This is a genomic window from Mycobacterium sp. NGS22 (assembly GCF_059813095.1).
This window is the reverse complement of record NZ_JCALDY010000041.1, coordinates 1-17,614: the sequence shown is the minus strand read 5'-3', so window position 1 is coordinate 17,614 and position 17,614 is coordinate 1. Positions and strand designations below refer to the sequence as shown.

The following is a 17,614-nucleotide window of genomic DNA, read 5'->3' as shown; positions in this document are numbered from 1 at the left end:
CAGCGCAATGTCGCGCCATAGTTTTCAAATCACTTTCGTTCTTTCGAGGATTGCCATGTCGATCAGCAGTGAAGAGCGGCTCGAGCGCCGCACCCAGGACCTAGTCGCCAACGACCCGCAATTCGACGCCGCCCAGCCGGACCCGGCCGTCGCCGAAGCCCTTCAACAGCCGGAGTTGCGGCTCCCGCAGATTCTGCAGACCGTCCTGAACGGGTATGCCGACCGTCCCGCCGTCGGCCAACGCGCGGCGGAGTTCGTCGTCAATCCCGCCACCGGCCGCACCGAGCTGAACCTGCTGCCCCGGTTCGACACGATCACCTATCGCGAGCTGGGTGACCGGATCGCCGCATTCGGACGCGCCCTGACCGCCGACGGCCTGCAGACCGGCGACCGGGTGTGCGTGCTGGGCTTTACCAGCGTCGATTACACGACCATCGACATGGGGCTGGGCAGCATCGGCGCCGTGTCGGTTCCGCTGCAGACCAGCGCATCCATCGCTCAACTGCAGCCGATCGTCGTCGAAACCGAGCCGCGCCTGGTCGCCGCGAGCGTCCACCAGCTCACCGAGGCGGTCGAGCTGATCCGCGCCGGCTTCACCCCGGCCAAGCTGGTGGTGTTCGACTACCACCCCGAGGTCGACGACCAGCGCGAAGCCGTAGCGTCCGCACACGCCGAACTGGCTGATGCCGGTGTGGCGGTCGAGACGTTGGCCGACGCGATCGAGCGCGGCGCCGCGCTGCCGGCCCGTCCGGTGGCGGATGTGGCCGAGGACGCGCTGGCGCTTTTGATCTACACCTCCGGTAGCACCGGCGCACCCAAGGGCGCGATGTACCCCCAGCGCAACGTGGGCAAGATGTTCCGCCGGTCGGCCAAGAACTGGTTCGGCCCGACCGCGGCCTCGATCACCCTCAACTTCATGCCGATGAGCCACGTCATGGGCCGCGGCATCCTCTACGGCACGCTCGGCAACGGCGGCACCGCCTACTTCGCCGCCAAGAGTGACCTGTCCACATTGTTGGAGGACCTCGCCCTGGTGCGGCCCACCGAACTGAACTTCGTGCCGCGCATCTGGGAGACGCTCTACGCCGAGTTCCAGCGCGAGGTCGACCGCGGCGCCAGCCCGGACGAAATGCTGACCGAGCTGCGGCAGAACCTGCTGGGCGGCCGCTTCATCTTCGCGATGACGGGCTCCGCGCCCACCTCCCCCGAACTCAAAGCCTGGGTCGAGTCGCTGCTGGAGATGCACCTGTTGGACGGCTACGGCTCCACCGAAGCCGGCATGGTCCTGTTCGACGGCGAGGTGCAACGCCCGCCGGTGATCGACTACAAGCTGGCTGACGTCCCCGACCTGGGCTACTTCGCCACCGACCGGCCCTATCCGCGCGGTGAGTTGCTGCTCAAGACCGAGAACATGTTCCCCGGCTACTACCGGCGTCCCGAGATCACCGCCGACGTGTTCGACGAAGACGGCTACTACCGCACCGGCGACGTCGTCGCCGAGGTGGGACCCAACCGGGTCGTCTACGTCGACCGCCGCAACAACGTGCTGAAGCTGGCCCAGGGCGAGTTCGTCACCGTCGCCAAGCTGGAAGCGGTGTTCGGCAACAGCCCGCTGGTACGCCAGATCTACGTCTACGGTAACAGCGCGCACCCGTATCTGCTGGCCGTCGTCGTGCCCACCGAAGAGGCCCTGTCAGGAATCGACGACTTGAAGCCGGCGATCGCCGACTCGCTGCAGACCGTCGCCAGAGACGCCGGCCTGCAGTCCTACGAGGTGCCGCGCGACTTCATCGTCGAAACGACACCGTTCACGCTGGAAAACGGGCTGCTGACCGGGATCCGCAAGCTGGCGTGGCCGAAGCTCAAGCAGCATTACGGCGACCGGCTGGAACAGCTCTACGCCGACCTGGCCGCGGGCCAGGCCAACGAACTGAGCGAACTGCGTCGCAGCGGTGCCGACGCGCCGGTGCTGCAGACGGTCACCCGCGCTGCGGCCGCCATGCTGGGCACCGCCAGTTCCGAGTTGTCCCCGGAGGCGTACTTCACCGATCTGGGCGGAGACTCGTTGTCGGCGTTGACATTCGGCAACCTGCTGAACGAGATCTTCGATGTCGACGTGCCGGTCGGCGTGATCGTCAGCCCGGCCAACGACCTGCAGGCCATCGCGGCTTACATCGAGGCCGAGCGGGCCGGATCCAAGCGCCCGTCGTTCGCCTCGGTGCACGGCCGGGCCGCGACCGAGGTACGCGCCGGCGACCTGACCCTGGACAAGTTCATCGACGAGGCCACCTTGGCCGCCGTGCCGAACCTGCCGGGCCCCGCCACCGAAGTGCGCACGGTGCTGCTGACCGGCGCCACCGGATTCCTGGGCCGCTACCTGGCCCTGGACTGGCTGGAGCGGATGGACCTGGTCGACGGCAAGGTGATCGCGCTGGTTCGGGCAAAGTCGGACGCCGACGCCCGGGCGCGCCTGGACCGCACGTTCGACAGCGGTGATCCGAAGCTGCTGGCGCACTACCAGGGGCTGGCGGCCGATCACCTCGAGGTCATCGCGGGCGACAAGGGCGAGGCCAATCTGGGCCTGGACGCTGCGACCTGGCAGCGGCTGGCCGACACCGTCGACCTGATCGTCGACCCTGCCGCGCTGGTCAACCACGTGCTGCCGTACAGCGAGTTGTTCGGGCCGAACGCCCTGGGCACCGCCGAGCTGATCCGGATCGCCTTGACCAGCAGGCAGAAGCCATACGCCTACGTGTCGACGATCGGCGTGGGTGACCAGATCACGCCGGGCACGTTCGTCGAGGACGCCGACGTGCGCGTGATGAGCGCGACCCGTCAGATCAACGACAGCTACGCCAACGGCTACGGCAACAGCAAATGGGCCGGCGAGGTATTGCTACGCGAGGCGCATGACCTGTGCGGGCTGCCGGTGACGGTGTTCCGCTGCGACATGATCCTGGCCGACACCACCTACGCCGGCCAGCTGAACCTGCCGGACATGTTCACCCGGACCATGCTGAGCGTGGTCGCCTCCGGCATCGCACCTAAGTCCTTCTACGAGTTGGACGCACAGGGCAATCGGCAGCGCGCCCACTACGACGGCTTGCCGGTGGAGTTCATCGCCGATGCGATCTCGACGCTCGGGCCGCATGCTGGGGACGGGTTCCGGACCTACCACGTGATGAATCCGTACGACGACGGCATCGGGCTCGACGAGTACATCGACTGGCTGGTGGACGCCGGGTACCCGATCGAGCGGATCAGCGACTACCACCAGTGGTTGCGGCGGTTCGAAATGTCGCTGCGGGCTCTGCCCGAACGGCAGCGTCAGTACTCGCTGCTGCCGTTGCTGCACAACTACCAGCAGCCGGACCAGCCGATCAACGGGTCGATGGCCCCGACCGACCGGTTCCGCGCCGCGGTCCAGGACGCCAAAATCGGGCCGGACAAGGACATTCCGCACGTCACGCCCGCAATCATCGAGAAGTACATCAGCGACCTCAAGCTGCTCGGCCTGGTTTGAGCGCCGACGGACAGGGCACTCGAAAAGCCATGTCGGAGCCGTCGACCCATCAGCTGGCGGTGCGAATGGCCGATCTGGCCCGCGCCGTCGCCGTACCCCGCACAGCTGAGGAGATCTTCTCGGAGGTCACCGCAGCCGCCGTGGAACTGATCCCCGGCGTCGACACAGCGGGAATCCTGCTGATCAAGAAGGGCGGGAAGTTCGAGTCCCACGGCGGGCACCGACGACCTGCCGCACGAGCTGGACGAACTGCAGCAAACCCTGCAGGAAGGCCCGTGCATGGACGCGGCACTGCACGACGTGGTGGTACGCAGCGACGACTTCCGGGTCGAAAGTCGATGGCCGGCCTACTCCGCCGCCGTCCGCAAGCTCGGCGTGCTCAGCGGGCTTTCCTTTCGGCTCTACACCCAGGAAACGCACCGCCGGCGCGTTGAACCTGTTCGGCTTCGAAGCCACGGAGTGGGACGACGAGAAGCAGACCATCGGGACGGTGCTCGCCGCCCAGGCCGCCGCGGCGATCATGGCGCACAGCCAGACCGAGAATCTGCGGTCCGCGGTGGCCAGCAGGGACCGGATAGGTCAGGCCAAGGGCATCGTGATGGAACGTTTTCACGTCGACGACGTCCAGGCCTTCGCCATGCTGCGCCGGCTCTCCCAGGAGAGCAACACCACACTGCTTAGCATTGCGCAACGCGTTATCGACACCCGCGGTCACTGAGTCGGGAATTCGTCGCTGTAGGGGGCACGTGGCGGTGCGATCTCGTCCAGCCGCTCGTTGATGGCGTGCGCGAGCATGTCGTGTTGCAGCGTCGGCAGCGACATGGCGCCGTTGAGATAGGCGTCCACCTCGAACCGACCGACCTCGCCGCCCAGGCTGAAGTACCGCAGCCAGAGTTCGTCGACGGAGACGTCGGCCGCTTCGAAAGCGGCCCGAAACTTCTCATTCAATTCGCGGTAGGTGGTCATCGGCTCGTCAAACGTCGTCCGGGGAGGCGACGATCCGCTCGGCGACGTCCCGGATCAGGCTGCGGGAACGATGCGCCTCGGCGGCCAGTTCGCGGAAGGCTTCGACGGGACCGACGCCTCGCCGTGCCATCACGGTGCCGCGGGCGATCGCGATCAGGTCCCGGGTTCGCAACGTCTCCTTGAGTTCGTCGCTGAGCCGCTCGGCGGCCTGGACGGTCTGCACATTCGCCACGAAGATTGCCGCCTGCATGGCAAAGCGGCGCAGCACGTCTTCGTCGCGTTCGTCGAACGCCGCACGGGCGGTGGAGTACACCTTGATCGCCCCCAGCGCGGTCGTCCCGTCGATCAGAGCCGCGCTCAGGAAAGACTTCATGCCCAGCTGATGTGCGCGCTCGATCCAGGTCGGCCAGCGTCGCTCGTCGTCCCCCTCCTGAGAACGCACGACGGTGCGCTCGCGCCACGCGGTGAGGCAGGGTCCCTCGTCCAGCTGGTACTGAAGGTCGTCGAGTTGACTCACCAACGGGTCCGTCGCTGCGGAGGTCACCCGTCTCCCGTCGGCATCGAGCAGGCTCACCCCCGAGCCGGTGCTTCCGGCGATGGTGTCGGTGGCCAGCGACGTCACGGTCGACAACGCGGTCGCCACCGTCGCCTCGCTGAGCAGGACACCCGACATGCTGGCGAACGCTCGCGCCAGTTCCTCAGCGGGGTTGGAAGCTGCCGTCACAAGTTGTCGATCCTTCGCAGTGGGCGTCCGCGCCGGCGGACCCGGTAGAACTACCACTCCCCTCACCGATCAAACGTCAACGGCCCAAGCATCTAGCGTCGCTATGAATTCACGCGATTCCGCTCGTCCAATCGCTTCGGCCGCGTAGCGTTTCCTCGCGCAATCTACGCAAGCGTCAATCTTGTGAACTGGGAGGACCGGATTTGTCGTCATTTGTGATTGCTTCGCCTGAAATGTTGGCCGCAGCGGCCGGTGATGTGCGCGGCATCGGTGAGGTGTTACGGGCGGCCACGTTGGCTGCGGCACCGCTGACGACAGCTATCGCCCCGCTGGCCGGTGACGAGGTGTCGGCGGCGGTGACGCGGGTGTTCGGCACCTACGGTCAGGCGTACCAGGCGCTCAGCGCGCAGGCGGCGCTGGTGCATGAGCAGTTCGTCCGGTCCCTGGCCGCCGGCGCCAGCTCCTACGCGGGCGCTGAGGCGACCAACGTGGTGCAGATGCTGGAGCAGGGCGTCTTGGGATTGGTCAATGCGCCCACCAACGCGCTGTTGGGGCGTCCCTTGATCGGAGACGGCGTCAACGGGGCGCCGGGCACGGGGCAGGCCGGCGGCGCCGGCGGGTTGTTGTTGGGCAACGGGGGCGCGGGCGGCTCGGGTGCGGCCGGCCTCAGTGGTGGGCGCGGCGGTGATGCCGGCTTGTTCGGCAATGGCGGCGCCGGTGGCGCCGGCGGAACTGGAGCGACGGGGGCCGTGGGCGGCACCGGGGGCGGCGGAGGCGCCGGCGGCTGGCTGGCCGGGATCGGCGGAGCCGGCGGTGCGGGCGGCGACGGGGGTGCCGGCGGTTCGGGGGTCGGTGGGGCCGGCGGCACCGGCGGTATCGGCGGTGTCGGACGGGCACTGGTCGGCGGCGGTGGCGGTGTCGGGGGCGCCGGCGGTGTCGGCGGCATGGGTGGTACCGGCGCAACGGGCGTCGCGGGTGCGGGGCCCGTCGGTGGCCAAGGCGGTACCGGATTCGCCGGTGGGGCCGGCGGGGCAGCTGGGCAGGGCGGTTCGAGTTACGGGCTGTTCGGTGCCGGCGGCGCCGGCGGCGTCGGCGGCACCGGCGGGGCCGGCGGTCTCGGCGGGGATGGCGGTACCGGTTTCGAGTTCGCCGCCGACGGCGGTAACGGCGGCACCGGCGGAAACGGCGGTGAGGCGGGAGTCGGCGGGGCCGGCGGCGCCGGCGGATACCTCGGCGCCGCTGGGGCGGCGGGACACGCAGGCACCGGCGGGGCCGGCGGCGTGGGAGGTACCGGCGGGAAGGGCGACGTCGGCGGCAGCGGCACGTCCGGAGCGGCACCCACGGCGGGCGAGCAAGGCCGGCAGGGCGGCGCGGGCGGTCAAGGGGGTAACGGCGGCGCCGGCATCAACGGTGTCGGCGGCGGCGCCGGCGGCCAGGGCGGCACCGGCGGTCAAGGCGGGCACGGCGGCAACGGTGGTCACGCCACCGGCACCACCACTACGGGCGCCACCGGCGGCGGCATGGGCGCCCAGGGCGGTCAGGGCGGCACCGGGGGCACCGCCGGGGCGGGGGGCAGCGGCGTCGACGGCGGCGCGGCCGGCAGCGTCGGGACTGGCGGTACCGGCGGCACGGGCGGCACCGGCGGTAACGGCGCTACCGGCGGCAACGGCGCGTCGGGTCTGTCCCCGGGCGCAGGCTGGCAGGGCGGCCAGGGCGGGACCGGCGGTCGCGGCGGCACCGCTGGTGCCGGGATCAACGGGATCGGCGGCGGACAAGCCGGCGCCGGCGGCCACGGCGGCGAGGGTGGTGCCGGCGGCAACGGCGGCACCAACACCGGGGCCACCAGCACCGGAGCCGCTGGCGGAGGCATGGGCGCCCAGGGCGGGCGCGGTGGCACCGGGGGCAGCGCCGGAGTCGCCGGCACCCGGGTCGACGGCGGAGCGGCCGGCAGTGCGGGCACCGGCGGAACCGGCGGGACGGGCGGCACCGGCGGCAACGGCGCCACCGGGATCAACGGATTCCACAACCCCGACAGCCCCACCGCGGGCAGCCAAGGTGGCCAGGGCGGCGCCGGTGGCACCGGCGGGAGCGGCGGCGCCGGCGTCGACGGGGTCGGCGGCGGGCAGGCCGGCAAGGGCGGTGTCGGCGGTAACGGCGGCACGGGCGGCAACGGCGGCGTCAACACCGGGCTCACCGGCGGGAACGGCGGTGCCGGTGGTCAGGGCGGCAGCGGCGGCACGGCCGGAGCCGCCGGCGCCGTCGTCGACGGGGGCGCCGCCGGCAGCATCGGCACCGGGGGAACCGGCGGGCTGGGCGGTAACGGCGGCACCGGCGGTGTCGGCGCCAACGGCACCTCCGGCGACGCGGTCACCGGTGGCCAGCAGGGCGGGCAGGGCGGCGCCGGGGGCACCGGAGGCACCGGCGGTGCCGGCGACGGAGCAGGCAATGGCGGCGGAGCCGCCGGCAAGGGCGGTGTCGGCGGCACCGGCGGCAGGGGCGGCAATGGCGGCACCAACACCGGGCTCACCGGCGGGAACGGTGGTAACGGCGGCCAGGGTGGCAGCGGCGGCACGGCCGGATCCGCCGGCGCCGTCGTCGACGGGGGCGCCGCCGGCAGCATCGGCACCGGCGGTGCGGGCGGTAACGGCGGGAACGGCGGCGGAGGCGGTAAAGGCGCGGCGGGCACATCGGGTGTCTCCCCCACCGCCGGTGGCCAGGGCGGCCAAGGAGGCACGGGCGGTAGCGGCGGCAGCGGCGGCGCCGGCATCGGCGGTGTGGGCGGCGGCAACGGCGGCAACGGCGGCACCGGCGGTCTCGGCGGCAACGGCAACATCGGTGGCGACAACACCGGCACCACCAGCGGAGCCGGCGGCAGAGGCGGGCAGGGCGGTACCGGAGGCACCGCCGGAACAGCCGGTAGCGGTACCGACGGCGGCAGCGACGGCAACAACGGCTCCGCCGGCAACGGCGGGAACGGCGGCACGGGCGGCCGCGGCGCCGACGGGCTGGCCGGCACGAACGGCGCCCTACCCACCGGTGGCAGCAGCGGCGGTGTGGGCGGGGCCGGTGGCACCGGCGGGACCGGTGGCGCCGGCATCGACGGAGTCGGAGGCGGTGCCGGCGGCCAAGGTGGCCAGGGTGGTGACGGCGGTGACGGCGGCCTGGGCGGCACCAACACCAGTGGGACGGCAAGTGCCCGTGGCGGCCAGGGCGGCACCGGAGGACAAGGCGGTGACGGCGGAGTGGCCGGTGCCGGCAGCACGACGGGCGGCCGTGGCGGCGACGGTGGCGACGGCGGCGACGGCGGCTTCGGTGGTGAAAACAGCAGGGGCGCTCAGCTCTCCCCGTCCATGGCGGGCGGCGGCGGGGGCGGTGGCGCCGGCGGCCAAGGGGGTGCCGGTGGTGGTGGCGGCGCCAGCGGCGGCGACGGCGGCGACGGCGGCAACGGCGGCAATGGCGGCACTGCCGTCAGCACCTCCGACCTCACGGGCGCTTTCGGAGGTGCCGGCGGTGAGGGCGGCGGCGGCGGGAATGCCGCCGGCGAGGCCGGAGGCGCAGGCGGGGGTGGCGGTGGCGGCGGTGCCGGCGGAACCGCCGGGTCGATCGTCTTCGGCGGGGGCGGCGGCGGTGGCGGTGCGTCGGGTGGACCCGGCGGAACGGCCGGCGATGGCGGTTCCGGGGGCGCCGCCCTGGTCGGAAGCACCGGTGCCGCGGGCGGATCCGGCGGCGACGGAAGCCCGGACATCACCGGCGGCACCGGCGGCGGAGGCGGCGGTGGCGGCGCGATCTTCCAGGGCATCCTGGATGGTTGGAGCGGATCAGCCGGAGTCGACGGCGGCGCCGGCGGAGCCGGGGGCGCGGCCTTCTTCGGCCACGGCCAGACTGGCGGCTCCGGAGGTACGGCCGGTGGCGGTGGGGAGGGCGGCTACAGCCAGACCGGCAACCCGGCCAGCGCCAAGGGCGGCGCCGGCCAGGCCGGTTGATCAGCCGCTACGCGACCGGGGTGCGGTGGCGGCGGAACAGACCACCGCGGCGCCGCTCGGGCTCGCTCGACGGCTCCACCTGCGCGTCGCGCGGCCTAGTGATCGCGTCAGTCGACACGTCGTCGCCGCGCGGAGTGTCGGTCGTTTGAGGCACGGTCGCTTGCGGCACCGACGTCCGATCCACCGCGTCGGCGCGCTGCACGTCGCGTGCGAGTAGAACGGCCACCCGCGCCAACGCCGCTCCGGCCAGGAACGCGATCAACGCGCCCAGGCCGGAGAAGTACGCGACTTCGAGCACCGCACGTTTGCGTTCGGTGACTGCCACCGGGTCACCGACCGAGCCGATACCCAACGCGGGCGCGAACGCGCGGCCGACGACGAACCAAGCGCCACCGAGAGCGGCCAGCCACCCGCCGAGCATCCCGCCGGCGCGGCTCCTGGACATGATCAACAACAGACCGCCGACCGCCGTGATGACACCCGGCAGCACCTCGAGCCAGCCACGCGCCGCGGTCCATGACTGCCCAGGTGTGTAGGCGAAGTCGAAGTTCGGGCCGAGGAACGGTATCAACGCTCCATACGCCCCCAGAATGACGAGAAGCAATCCGGTCAACGCGCCACGCGAGCGCGGGATACGACCCCGGGCGGGGCGGTCCTCTACGTGTGTCATGACATCTCCTTCATAGGTACCGACTTGGGTACCCGGGCGATGCCTCGTTTAACGGTCGTGTTGTCAGCGGGTGGCCAAACCGGCTATCAGCAGGGCGACGGAGATGACCGGGAACAGGCCCTGGGTCACCGCGGCCCGCGCCTTGTCCCGTGCCGAGAGCAACAGCACGACGGCGGCCGCCGCCATGGACCCCACCCCGGCGAAAACCAGCGCGGCACCCACATCCCGGTGCCCGGTGCATACCGCCGCGATGCCGATACCTGTCACGATCGCCAGAAACAGGTTGTAGAACCCCTGGTTGAACGCCAGCAACCTGGTGGTCTCGGCTTCCTCGGGTGTGGTGCCGAACGTCGCCCGGGTGCGCCTGGAGGTCCACGTGAAAGACTCCATGGTCCAGATGTAGACGTGCAGCGCCGCAGCCAGCGTCGCGAAAACCATTGCGGCAGTGATCATTTCGCTCTCCTAGTCGAATAACCCCGGTTGCGAGACGCCGGCCGGGGGCGTCATACCCAGATGTGTCCACGCCAGCGCGGTCGCCACCCGGCCGCGCGGGGTACGGGCTACCATGCCCGCCCGCACCAGAAACGGCTCGCAGACCTCCTCGACGGTGGCGGCCTCCTCCCCTACCGCGACCGCCAGCGTCGACACCCCTACCGGACCGCCGCCGAAGCTGCGGGTCAGCGCCGACAACACCGCTCGGTCCAGCCGGTCGAGGCCGAGTTCGTCCACGTCGTAGACCTCCAGGGCAGCCTTGGCCACGTCGCGGGTGATGATGCCGTCGGCGCGCACCTCGGCGTAGTCACGGACCCGGCGCAGCAACCGGTTGGCGATCCGCGGCGTCCCGCGCGAGCGCCTGGCGATCTCCGCGCCGGCCTCGGCGCCGAGCTCGATGCCCAAGATGCCCGCCGAGCGCGCCAGCACCCGCTCCAACTCGGCGGGCTCGTAGAAGTCCATGTGCGCGGTGAAGCCGAACCGGTCGCGCAGCGGGCCGGTCAGCGCGCCGGAACGGGTGGTCGCGCCGACCAGGGTGAAGGGTGCGACCTCGAGCGGAATGGACGTCGCCCCGGGCCCCTTCCCGACGACGACGTCGACCCGGAAGTCCTCCATCGCCAGGTAGAGCATCTCCTCGGCGGGCCGGGCGATCCGGTGGATCTCGTCGATGAACAGCACGTCGTGTTCGACCAGGTTGGACAGCATCGCGGCCAGGTCACCGGCGCGTTCCAGGGCGGGACCCGACGTCACCCGCAACGAGGATCCCAGCTCGGCGGCGATGATCATCGCCAACGACGTCTTGCCCAGGCCCGGTGGCCCGGACAGCAGGATGTGGTCCGGGGTGCCGCCGCGGTTCTTGGCGCCCTCGATGACCAGCTGCAGCTGCTCGCGGACCCGGGGCTGGCCGATGAATTCGCGCAGCGACCGCGGCCGCAGGCTGCCGTCGATGTCGCCCTCGCCAACCGCCAGCGACGGCGAGACATCGCGCTCGTCGAAATCGTCGTCGCTCATTTGGCCTTGCCCAGCAGCGACAACGCGGCCCGCAGCGCAGTCGACGTCGTCGCCTCCCGGTTGTCGGCCAGCACCTTGTCGGTGGCTTCCTCGGCCTGTTTGACCGCGAACCCGAGGCCCACCAACGCCTCGACCACCGGCCCCCGCACCGCGTGGCCGTTCACCGACGGCGCCGCGCCCGTCCCCGCGATCACACCGACCTTGTCGCGCAGTTCGAGCACCATCCGCTCAGCGCTGCGCTTGCCGATGCCGGGCACCCGGGTCAGCGCGGCGACGTCGCCGTCGGCCAGCGCCTGTCGCAGCGCCGCCGCGTCGTGCACGGCCAGCGTCGCCATCGCCAGCCTCGGACCCACCCCGGACACCGACAGCAGCGTCTGGAACAGGTCCCGGGTCTCGGCGTCGCAGAAGCCGTACAGCGTCATCGAGTCTTCGCGGACGATCATCGCGGTGATCAGCCGCGCTTCGGTGCCTGCGCGCAGCGTGGCCAGCGTCGAGGGGGTCGCGTTCACCCGGTACCCGACGCCGGCGGCCTCTATCACCGCGTGATCGAGTGCCACCTCGAGCACGTCGCCGCGGACCGAGGCGATCATCGCGCCGCCTTCAGCTTGGCCAGGTATTTGTTGCGGTGCTGCACCGCCTGTGCCTGCGCGGCGGCCAGCCGTTCCAGCGTCGGCGCACGCCAACAGTGGCAGATGGCCAACGCCAGTGCGTCGGCGGCGTCGGCCGGGGTCGGTTTGGCTTGCAGCGCAAGGATTCTGGTGACCATGGCGGTGACCTGCGCCTTGTCGGCGGCACCGTTGCCGGTGACCGCGGCTTTGACCTCGCTGGGCGTGTGGAAGTGCACGTCGATGTCGCGCTTGGCCGCTGCCAGGGCGATCACGCCGCCGGCCTGGGCGGTGCCCATCACCGTCGACACGTTGTGCTGGGAGAACACCCGCTCGATGGCCAACACGTCCGGTCGGTGGGTGTCCAGCCAGTGATCGACTGCGTCGCTGATGGCCAGCAGCCTGCGGTGCAGTGGCTCGCCCGACGGCGTCCGCACCACGTCGACGTCCAAGGCGGTGATCTGGCGGCCGCGACCGCTTTCCACCAACGACAATCCGCACCGCGTCAAGCCGGGATCCACACCCATCACCCGCACCGCAGCTCCCTACTTCCTACCGAACAGCTGTTCGATAGCCTAGCCCGGCGGTCCGACATCGCCGGGTAGGGACACGCGCCGATGAACTAGGTTGAGCCCGGTGCCGCTTCATCAGCTCGCTGTTGCGCCGGCCGACGTGTCCGGGACCCGATTGGCGTTGGCGCTGAACGCGGCCGCGCCGCGCCCGCTGGCCAGCTGTCGACTGGAACACCCTCACGGCGGCGCGCTGTCGCTCGGAGTGCTGGGCGCTTCGCATGTCGTCGTCGTCGAGCACGGCACGGCCCGGTTCTCCGAACAGGTTTCCTGCTTGACGAGCGGCGAGCTGCCCGAACGTTCCGCTGCGCCCGGCTACCGGCTGCAAGCACGCACCGACGAGTACGACGAGTCCGCCTTCCGCACGCTGGCAACTCACTTGCGCGAACGGTGCGAGATTGACGACGGCTGGCTGGGTGGGGTGTTTCCCGGCGACGACGCCGCGCTGACAGCATTGGCCGCCGAGCCGGACGGCACCGGCTGGCGCTGGCAGACCTGGCATCTCTACCCGACGGAGTCCGGCGGTGTCGTGGTACGGACCGCCAGCCGCTGGCATCCGTGAGGGTCACTCCGCGTCGAGCGCGGCCAATACCTCGTCGGACAGGTCGACGTTGGTCCAGACGTTCTGCACGTCGTCGCTGTCTTCCAGCGCGTCGACCAGCTTGAACACCTTGCGGGCGCCGTCGGCGTCGACGGGCACGCTGACCGAGGGCTGGAAGCTGGCCTCGGCGGATTCGTAGTCGATGCCCGCCTCTTGCAGCGCGGAGCGCACCGCGACCAGGTCGGTCGGCTCGGAGATCACCTCGAAGCTCTCGCCCAGGTCGTTGACGTCCTCAGCCCCGGCGTCGAGCACCGCCGTCAGCACGTCGTCCTCGGTCAGACCGTTCTTCTCCAGCGTCACAACGCCCTTGCGGGAGAACAGATAAGACACCGAGCCGGGGTCGGCCATGGTGCCGCCGTTGCGGGTCACCGCCACCCGGACCTCGCCGGCCGCGCGGTTGCGGTTGTCGGTCAGGCACTCGATCAGCACAGCGACGCCGTTGGGCCCGTACCCCTCGTACATGATGGTCTGGTAGTCGGCCCCGCCGGCTTCTTCACCGGCACCGCGCTTGCGGGCGCGTTCGATGTTGTCGTTGGGCACCGAGGTTTTCTTCGCCTTCTGGATGGCGTCGTACAACGTCGGGTTACCGGCCGGGTCGCCGCCGCCGGTACGGGCCGCGACCTCAATGTTCTTGATCAGCCGGGCAAACTCTTTGCCGCGGCGGGCGTCTTTGACGGCCTTTTGGTGCTTGGTGGTGGCCCACTTGGAATGGCCGCTCATCGGTGTGACTTACCTCTTTCGCTTCGAAAAGTTCGCCTGACGAGTCTACGTGCCGCCCAATTCACCGGGCTTGATCCACCTCCATTGGGTCGACCACCACGGAACCGCGTCGGGCAGTCTGTCGCTGACGGCGCGCACCACACCGGGCCACCACTCACGGTGATAGTCGTCACCGGACAGCCAACCACCCGGCGCGACCTTGGGCTGCCACGCATCGATATCGGCGACGACGCTGTCATAGTCGTGTCGGGCATCGAGATGGACCCAGGCCACCGAACCGTCTGCGAAGAATTCGGCGGCTGCCACCGAATCGCTGATGATCAGCTGGATGGTCTCGGCAAGCCCGCAGTCGATGATGTTGCGGTGTAGTAGCCCCGCGAAGGTCCCGCCGCCGTGCCGGACCGCGGGTCCATGCGCATCGGTGTTGTCGCGTCCTTCCGGACCGCTGCCGCGTGCGGTGTCCACCCCGACGATGGCGATGTCGCGACCCGCCTCGCGCACCACCTCGCCCAGCGAGCAGATGCTCTGCCCCAGATAGCACCCCACCTCGACAAACCGGCTCCCATCGGGAAAATGCGCAACGGCTTCCTCCTGGTGACGACGCCACTGGAACCAGCCGGGAATATCCCGCCACGAATGGACGGGCCGATCGAACGCATTTGCCGACGCCATGATCCGAACTTAGCCGCGGCCCTGGACCATCTCGACGAACAACCGGTGCACGCGGCGATCCCCCGTCACCTCCGGGTGAAACGCCGTCGCCAGCACCGCGCCCTGGCGCACCGCGACAATGTGTCCGGCCGCCCGGGCGAGCACCTGTACGTCGTCCCCGACCCGCTCCACCCACGGCGCCCGGATGAACACCGCGCGCACCGGGCCGTCCAGCCCGTCGAACGGGATATCACCTTCGAACGAGTCGACCTGACGTCCAAAAGCGTTGCGCCGCACCGTCATATCGATACCGCGCAACGGCAGCGCCGCGCGCCCGTCGGCGCCCGCGTCCAGGATCTCGCTGGCCAGCAGGATCATCCCGGCACACGCCCCGTAGGCGGGCAACCCGTCGGCCAGCCGGGCGCGCAGCGGCTCCAGCAGGTCGAAGTCGCGCAGCAGATGGCTCATCGCGGTGGACTCCCCGCCGGGGATCACCAATCCGTCCACGGCCTCGAGTTCGGCGCGCCGCCGTACCGTGCCGGCTTCGGCGCCGGCTTCCCGCAGCGCCGCGAGATGCTCGCGGGTGTCGCCCTGCAAGGCCAGCACGCCGACCCTGGGCGCGCTCACGGCTGGTAACCGCGCTTGAAGCGGGTCAGCCCCTCCTGCATCACCGCGGCCACCATCTCGCCGCTCTGGTTGAAGATCTTGCCCTGGCACAGCGAGCGACCGCCGCCGGCCGACGGTGAGGACTGGTCGTACAGCAACCATTCGTCGGCACGGAACGCGCGCATGAACCACATCGCGTGGTCCAACGACGAGACCTGCAGGTGCTCGCGTTCTTGCATGTGCGTGACCTGCGCCGAGCCCAGCAGCGTCAGGTCGCTCATATAGGCCAGCGCGCAGATGTGCAGCACCGGATCGTCGGGCAGCGGGTCCCGGTGCCGAAACCAAACTTGCTGCTGAGATGCCTTGCCCGGCAACAGCTTCAACAGGTCACGGGGGACGATGCAGACGTCCCACTCTTCGAACTGCTTGAATCCGGCGTCGTCGAACACCTTGACCGAATCCAGGCCCGGCAGTCCGTCCGGGGGCGGCGCCGCCGGCATCGCGTCCTGGTGGTTGATGCCTTCCTGGTCGGTCTGGAAGGAGGCGCCCATGCTGAAGATGATCTCGCCGTGCTGGATGGCGTTGACCCGCCTCGTAGCAAAGGATCCACCGTCGCGGGTGCGCTCGACGATGAACACCGTGCGCTCCTTGGCGTCCCCGGGCCGCAGGAAATATCCGTGCAGCGAGTGGACCTGGTAGCGCGGGTCGACCGTGCGCACCGCCGACACCAGCGATTGGCCGGCCACATGCCCGCCGAAAGTGCGCTGCAGGAAACCGGATTCAGGACTGAACACGCTGCCGCGATAGATGTTGACCTCGAGTTGCTCGAGATCGAGGATCTCTTCGATCGCCACGGGATGTTTTTACCAGCCGCGTTGAGCCAGCCGGTGCGGCTCCGCGATCTCCTCGACGTTGATGCCGACCATCGCCTCACCCAGGCCACGCGACACCTTGGCCAGCACGTCGGGGTCGTCGTAGAAGGTGGTGGCCTTGACGATCGCCGCCGCCCGCTGCGCGGGGTCGCCGGACTTGAAGATCCCGGAGCCGACGAACACGCCCTCGGCGCCGAGTTGCATCATCATCGCGGCGTCGGCCGGCGTGGCGATGCCACCGGCGGTGAACAGGGTCACCGGCAGCTTGCCCGCCCGCGCCACCTCGACGACGAGATCGTACGGTGCCTGCAATTCCTTTGCCGCAACAAACAATTCGTCTTCGGACAACGACGTGAGCCGACGGATCTCGCCGCCGATCGCGCGCATGTGCGTGGTGGCATTGGAGACGTCGCCGGTGCCCGCCTCACCCTTGGACCGGATCATGGCCGCACCCTCGGTGATGCGCCGCAGCGCCTCACCGAGATTGGTGGCACCGCACACGAACGGCACGGTGAACTGCCACTTGTCGATGTGGTGGGTGTAGTCGGCCGGCGTGAGCACCTCGGACTCGTCGACGTAGTCCACGCCGAGGCTCTGCAGGATCTGCGCCTCGACGAAGTGCCCGATGCGGGCCTTCGCCATCACCGGGATGGTGACCGCGTCGATGATGCCCTCGATCATGTCGGGGTCGCTCATCCGCGAGACCCCGCCCTGGGCGCGGATGTCGGCGGGCACCCGTTCCAGTGCCATCACCGCGACGGCGCCGGCGCCTTCGGCGATGCGGGCCTGCTCGGGGGTGACGACGTCCATGATGACGCCGCCCTTGAGCATTTCGGCCATGCCTCGTTTGACGCGGGCGGTACCGGTTTGGGCCCCGTTCTGCTGGGTGTTCACTACGCTCCTCGGCTCTCGACTCGGTGCACCAGTCTAGTGGCCCAGGGCAAATCGGATTTTCCGCTGCATCGACGGAACTGGCGGAGAAGCCACCTGACCCAGCACGCGTGATTGTGGTAGTATCGAACGCATGTTCGAACAATCGGGTCCGGAGGCTGTCACCGCGGCGAAGGTGGCGCAGTTCGAGGAGTCGATGGGGGCGGTGTTCGCCCATCGGGAGGCGTTGAGCGAGACCACCGCGGCGTCCACGGCGTGGATGAGCCATATTCAAAACGCCGATCGGCTGATCAACCAGGCCGAGGCCACCCAGTTGGCCGCGATCTGGCAGCTGTTTAGCTATCGGCTCTCTCGTAGCGCCGAAACCCAGGCGTGGGCGATCGACACCACGGCCGCGGTGGCCGCTGAAGTGGCCGCGGGCCTGAAGATCAGCCAGTCCTGGGCCTCGGGCAAAGTCCACTATGCCCGCGCCATGGGGGAACGCCTGCCCCAGACCGCGGCGGTGTTCGAGCGTGGGGACATCGGTTTTTCGGCGTTCGCCACGGTGGTCTCGCGCACCGATCTGATCGAGGACCCCCAGGTGCTGGCCCGGGTGGATGCGTTGGTGGCCACCAACATCACCCGCTGGCCCGCCCTGAGCGGCTGGCGGCTCTCGGCGCAGGTCGACAAGATCGTGGCCCGCCTCGACCTCGATGCGGTGCGCCGGCGCAAAAAACGCCAGCGCGACCGC

16 protein-coding genes and 1 pseudogene are annotated in these 17,614 nt (G+C 70.2%); 5 read left to right on the top strand and 12 right to left on the bottom strand.

Annotated features, from left to right (window positions below; all coding sequences use genetic code 11):
* Positions 1-55: 55 nt before the first annotated feature.
* Together car and AC5Y47_RS24010 are read left to right on the top strand one after the other, a co-directional pair.
* Positions 56-3,523, top strand: a complete 3,468-nt coding sequence (gene car, locus AC5Y47_RS24015) for a carboxylic acid reductase (protein WP_499946743.1) — start codon at positions 56-58, stop codon at positions 3,521-3,523.
* 29 nt (positions 3,524-3,552) lie between these two features.
* Positions 3,553-4,241, top strand: a pseudogene (locus AC5Y47_RS24010) (GAF and ANTAR domain-containing protein).
* Here the strand turns inward: AC5Y47_RS24010 and AC5Y47_RS24005 are convergent.
* Together AC5Y47_RS24005 and AC5Y47_RS24000 are read right to left on the bottom strand one after the other, a co-directional pair.
* The gene (locus AC5Y47_RS24005; protein WP_499946742.1) at positions 4,235-4,489 is read right to left on the bottom strand and encodes a hypothetical protein; all 255 of its coding nucleotides are present in this window, start codon (positions 4,487-4,489) and stop codon (positions 4,235-4,237) included. The pseudogene AC5Y47_RS24010 and the gene AC5Y47_RS24005 overlap by 7 nt on opposite strands.
* 7 nt (positions 4,490-4,496) lie before the next feature.
* Positions 4,497-5,213 carry a GAF and ANTAR domain-containing protein gene (locus AC5Y47_RS24000; RefSeq protein ID WP_499946741.1) on the bottom strand — a complete coding sequence of 239 codons (717 nt, stop codon included), beginning with the start codon at positions 5,211-5,213 and terminating at the stop codon, positions 4,497-4,499.
* A gap of 233 nt (positions 5,214-5,446) precedes the next feature.
* On the opposite strand from AC5Y47_RS24000, the gene AC5Y47_RS23995 reads away from it, so the two are divergent.
* Complete coding sequence (locus AC5Y47_RS23995) at positions 5,447-9,196, top strand: PE family protein (RefSeq protein ID WP_499946740.1); 3,750 nt, start codon at positions 5,447-5,449, stop codon at positions 9,194-9,196.
* Between the two features lie 7 nt (positions 9,197-9,203).
* Here the strand turns inward: AC5Y47_RS23995 and AC5Y47_RS23990 are convergent, their stop codons facing one another.
* The 5 genes from AC5Y47_RS23990 to ruvC form a co-directional block, all read right to left on the bottom strand.
* Complete coding sequence (locus AC5Y47_RS23990) at positions 9,204-9,866, bottom strand: hypothetical protein (protein WP_499946739.1); 663 nt, start codon at positions 9,864-9,866, stop codon at positions 9,204-9,206.
* A 63-nt stretch (positions 9,867-9,929) separates the two neighbouring features.
* Complete coding sequence (locus AC5Y47_RS23985; protein ID WP_499946738.1) at positions 9,930-10,319, bottom strand: DUF1304 domain-containing protein; 390 nt, start codon at positions 10,317-10,319, stop codon at positions 9,930-9,932.
* 9 nt (positions 10,320-10,328) lie between these two features.
* On the bottom strand, positions 10,329-11,369 hold the full coding sequence (gene ruvB, locus AC5Y47_RS23980; protein WP_499946737.1) for a Holliday junction branch migration DNA helicase RuvB: 1,041 nt from the start codon (positions 11,367-11,369) through the stop codon (positions 10,329-10,331).
* A complete protein-coding gene (ruvA, locus tag AC5Y47_RS23975) occupies positions 11,366-11,959 on the bottom strand; it encodes a Holliday junction branch migration protein RuvA (RefSeq protein ID WP_499946736.1) in 594 nt (197 codons plus the stop codon). The genes ruvB and ruvA overlap by 4 nt, the downstream gene beginning before the upstream one ends.
* Positions 11,956-12,510 (bottom strand): crossover junction endodeoxyribonuclease RuvC, encoded by a 555-nt coding sequence (ruvC, locus tag AC5Y47_RS23970; protein ID WP_499946735.1) that lies wholly within the window; start codon positions 12,508-12,510, stop codon positions 11,956-11,958. The genes ruvA and ruvC overlap by 4 nt, the downstream gene beginning before the upstream one ends.
* A 100-nt stretch (positions 12,511-12,610) precedes the next feature.
* Here ruvC and AC5Y47_RS23965 point away from each other — a divergent pair, with 100 nt between their 5' ends.
* On the top strand, positions 12,611-13,105 hold the full coding sequence (locus AC5Y47_RS23965; protein ID WP_499946734.1) for a DUF2617 family protein: 495 nt from the start codon (positions 12,611-12,613) through the stop codon (positions 13,103-13,105).
* A gap of 3 nt (positions 13,106-13,108) precedes the next feature.
* On the opposite strand, the gene AC5Y47_RS23960 is transcribed toward AC5Y47_RS23965, so the two are convergent.
* From AC5Y47_RS23960 to pdxS, 5 genes are read right to left on the bottom strand one after another with little or no spacing between them, the layout of a single operon-like run.
* A complete protein-coding gene (locus AC5Y47_RS23960) occupies positions 13,109-13,864 on the bottom strand; it encodes a YebC/PmpR family DNA-binding transcriptional regulator (protein WP_499946733.1) in 756 nt (251 codons plus the stop codon).
* Positions 13,865-13,909: 45 nt separating this feature from the next.
* Positions 13,910-14,536, bottom strand: a complete 627-nt coding sequence (locus AC5Y47_RS23955; protein ID WP_499946732.1) for a class I SAM-dependent methyltransferase — start codon at positions 14,534-14,536, stop codon at positions 13,910-13,912.
* 9 nt (positions 14,537-14,545) lie between these two features.
* A complete protein-coding gene (pdxT, locus tag AC5Y47_RS23950) occupies positions 14,546-15,142 on the bottom strand; it encodes a pyridoxal 5'-phosphate synthase glutaminase subunit PdxT (protein WP_499946731.1) in 597 nt (198 codons plus the stop codon).
* A complete protein-coding gene (gene tesB, locus AC5Y47_RS23945; protein ID WP_499946730.1) occupies positions 15,139-15,975 on the bottom strand; it encodes an acyl-CoA thioesterase II in 837 nt (278 codons plus the stop codon). The genes pdxT and tesB overlap by 4 nt, the downstream gene beginning before the upstream one ends.
* A 9-nt stretch (positions 15,976-15,984) precedes the next feature.
* Positions 15,985-16,887 (bottom strand): pyridoxal 5'-phosphate synthase lyase subunit PdxS, encoded by a 903-nt coding sequence (pdxS, locus tag AC5Y47_RS23940; protein WP_499946729.1) that lies wholly within the window; start codon positions 16,885-16,887, stop codon positions 15,985-15,987.
* Between the two features lie 130 nt (positions 16,888-17,017).
* Between pdxS and AC5Y47_RS23935 the strand changes: the two genes are divergently transcribed.
* A partial coding sequence (locus AC5Y47_RS23935) for a DUF222 domain-containing protein (protein ID WP_499946728.1) occupies positions 17,018-17,614 on the top strand: 597 nt, incomplete at its 3' end.

Bases quoted from the DNA above. Each gene is read 5' to 3' on its own strand.
- ruvB (WP_499946737.1), bottom strand. From the start codon at position 11,369: ATGAGCGACGACGATTTCGACGAGCGCGATGTCTCGCCGTCGCTGGCG.
- AC5Y47_RS24005 (WP_499946742.1), bottom strand. From the start codon at position 4,489: ATGACCACCTACCGCGAATTGAATGAGAAGTTTCGGGCCGCTTTCGAA.
- AC5Y47_RS23955 (WP_499946732.1), bottom strand. From the start codon at position 14,536: ATGGCGTCGGCAAATGCGTTCGATCGGCCCGTCCATTCGTGGCGGGAT.
- AC5Y47_RS23960 (WP_499946733.1), bottom strand. From the start codon at position 13,864: ATGAGCGGCCATTCCAAGTGGGCCACCACCAAGCACCAAAAGGCCGTC.
- AC5Y47_RS23990 (WP_499946739.1), bottom strand. From the start codon at position 9,866: ATGACACACGTAGAGGACCGCCCCGCCCGGGGTCGTATCCCGCGCTCG.
- ruvA (WP_499946736.1), bottom strand. From the start codon at position 11,959: ATGATCGCCTCGGTCCGCGGCGACGTGCTCGAGGTGGCACTCGATCAC.
- AC5Y47_RS23985 (WP_499946738.1), bottom strand. From the start codon at position 10,319: ATGATCACTGCCGCAATGGTTTTCGCGACGCTGGCTGCGGCGCTGCAC.
- AC5Y47_RS23995 (WP_499946740.1), top strand. From the start codon at position 5,447: ATGTTGGCCGCAGCGGCCGGTGATGTGCGCGGCATCGGTGAGGTGTTA.
- car (WP_499946743.1), top strand. From the start codon at position 56: ATGTCGATCAGCAGTGAAGAGCGGCTCGAGCGCCGCACCCAGGACCTA.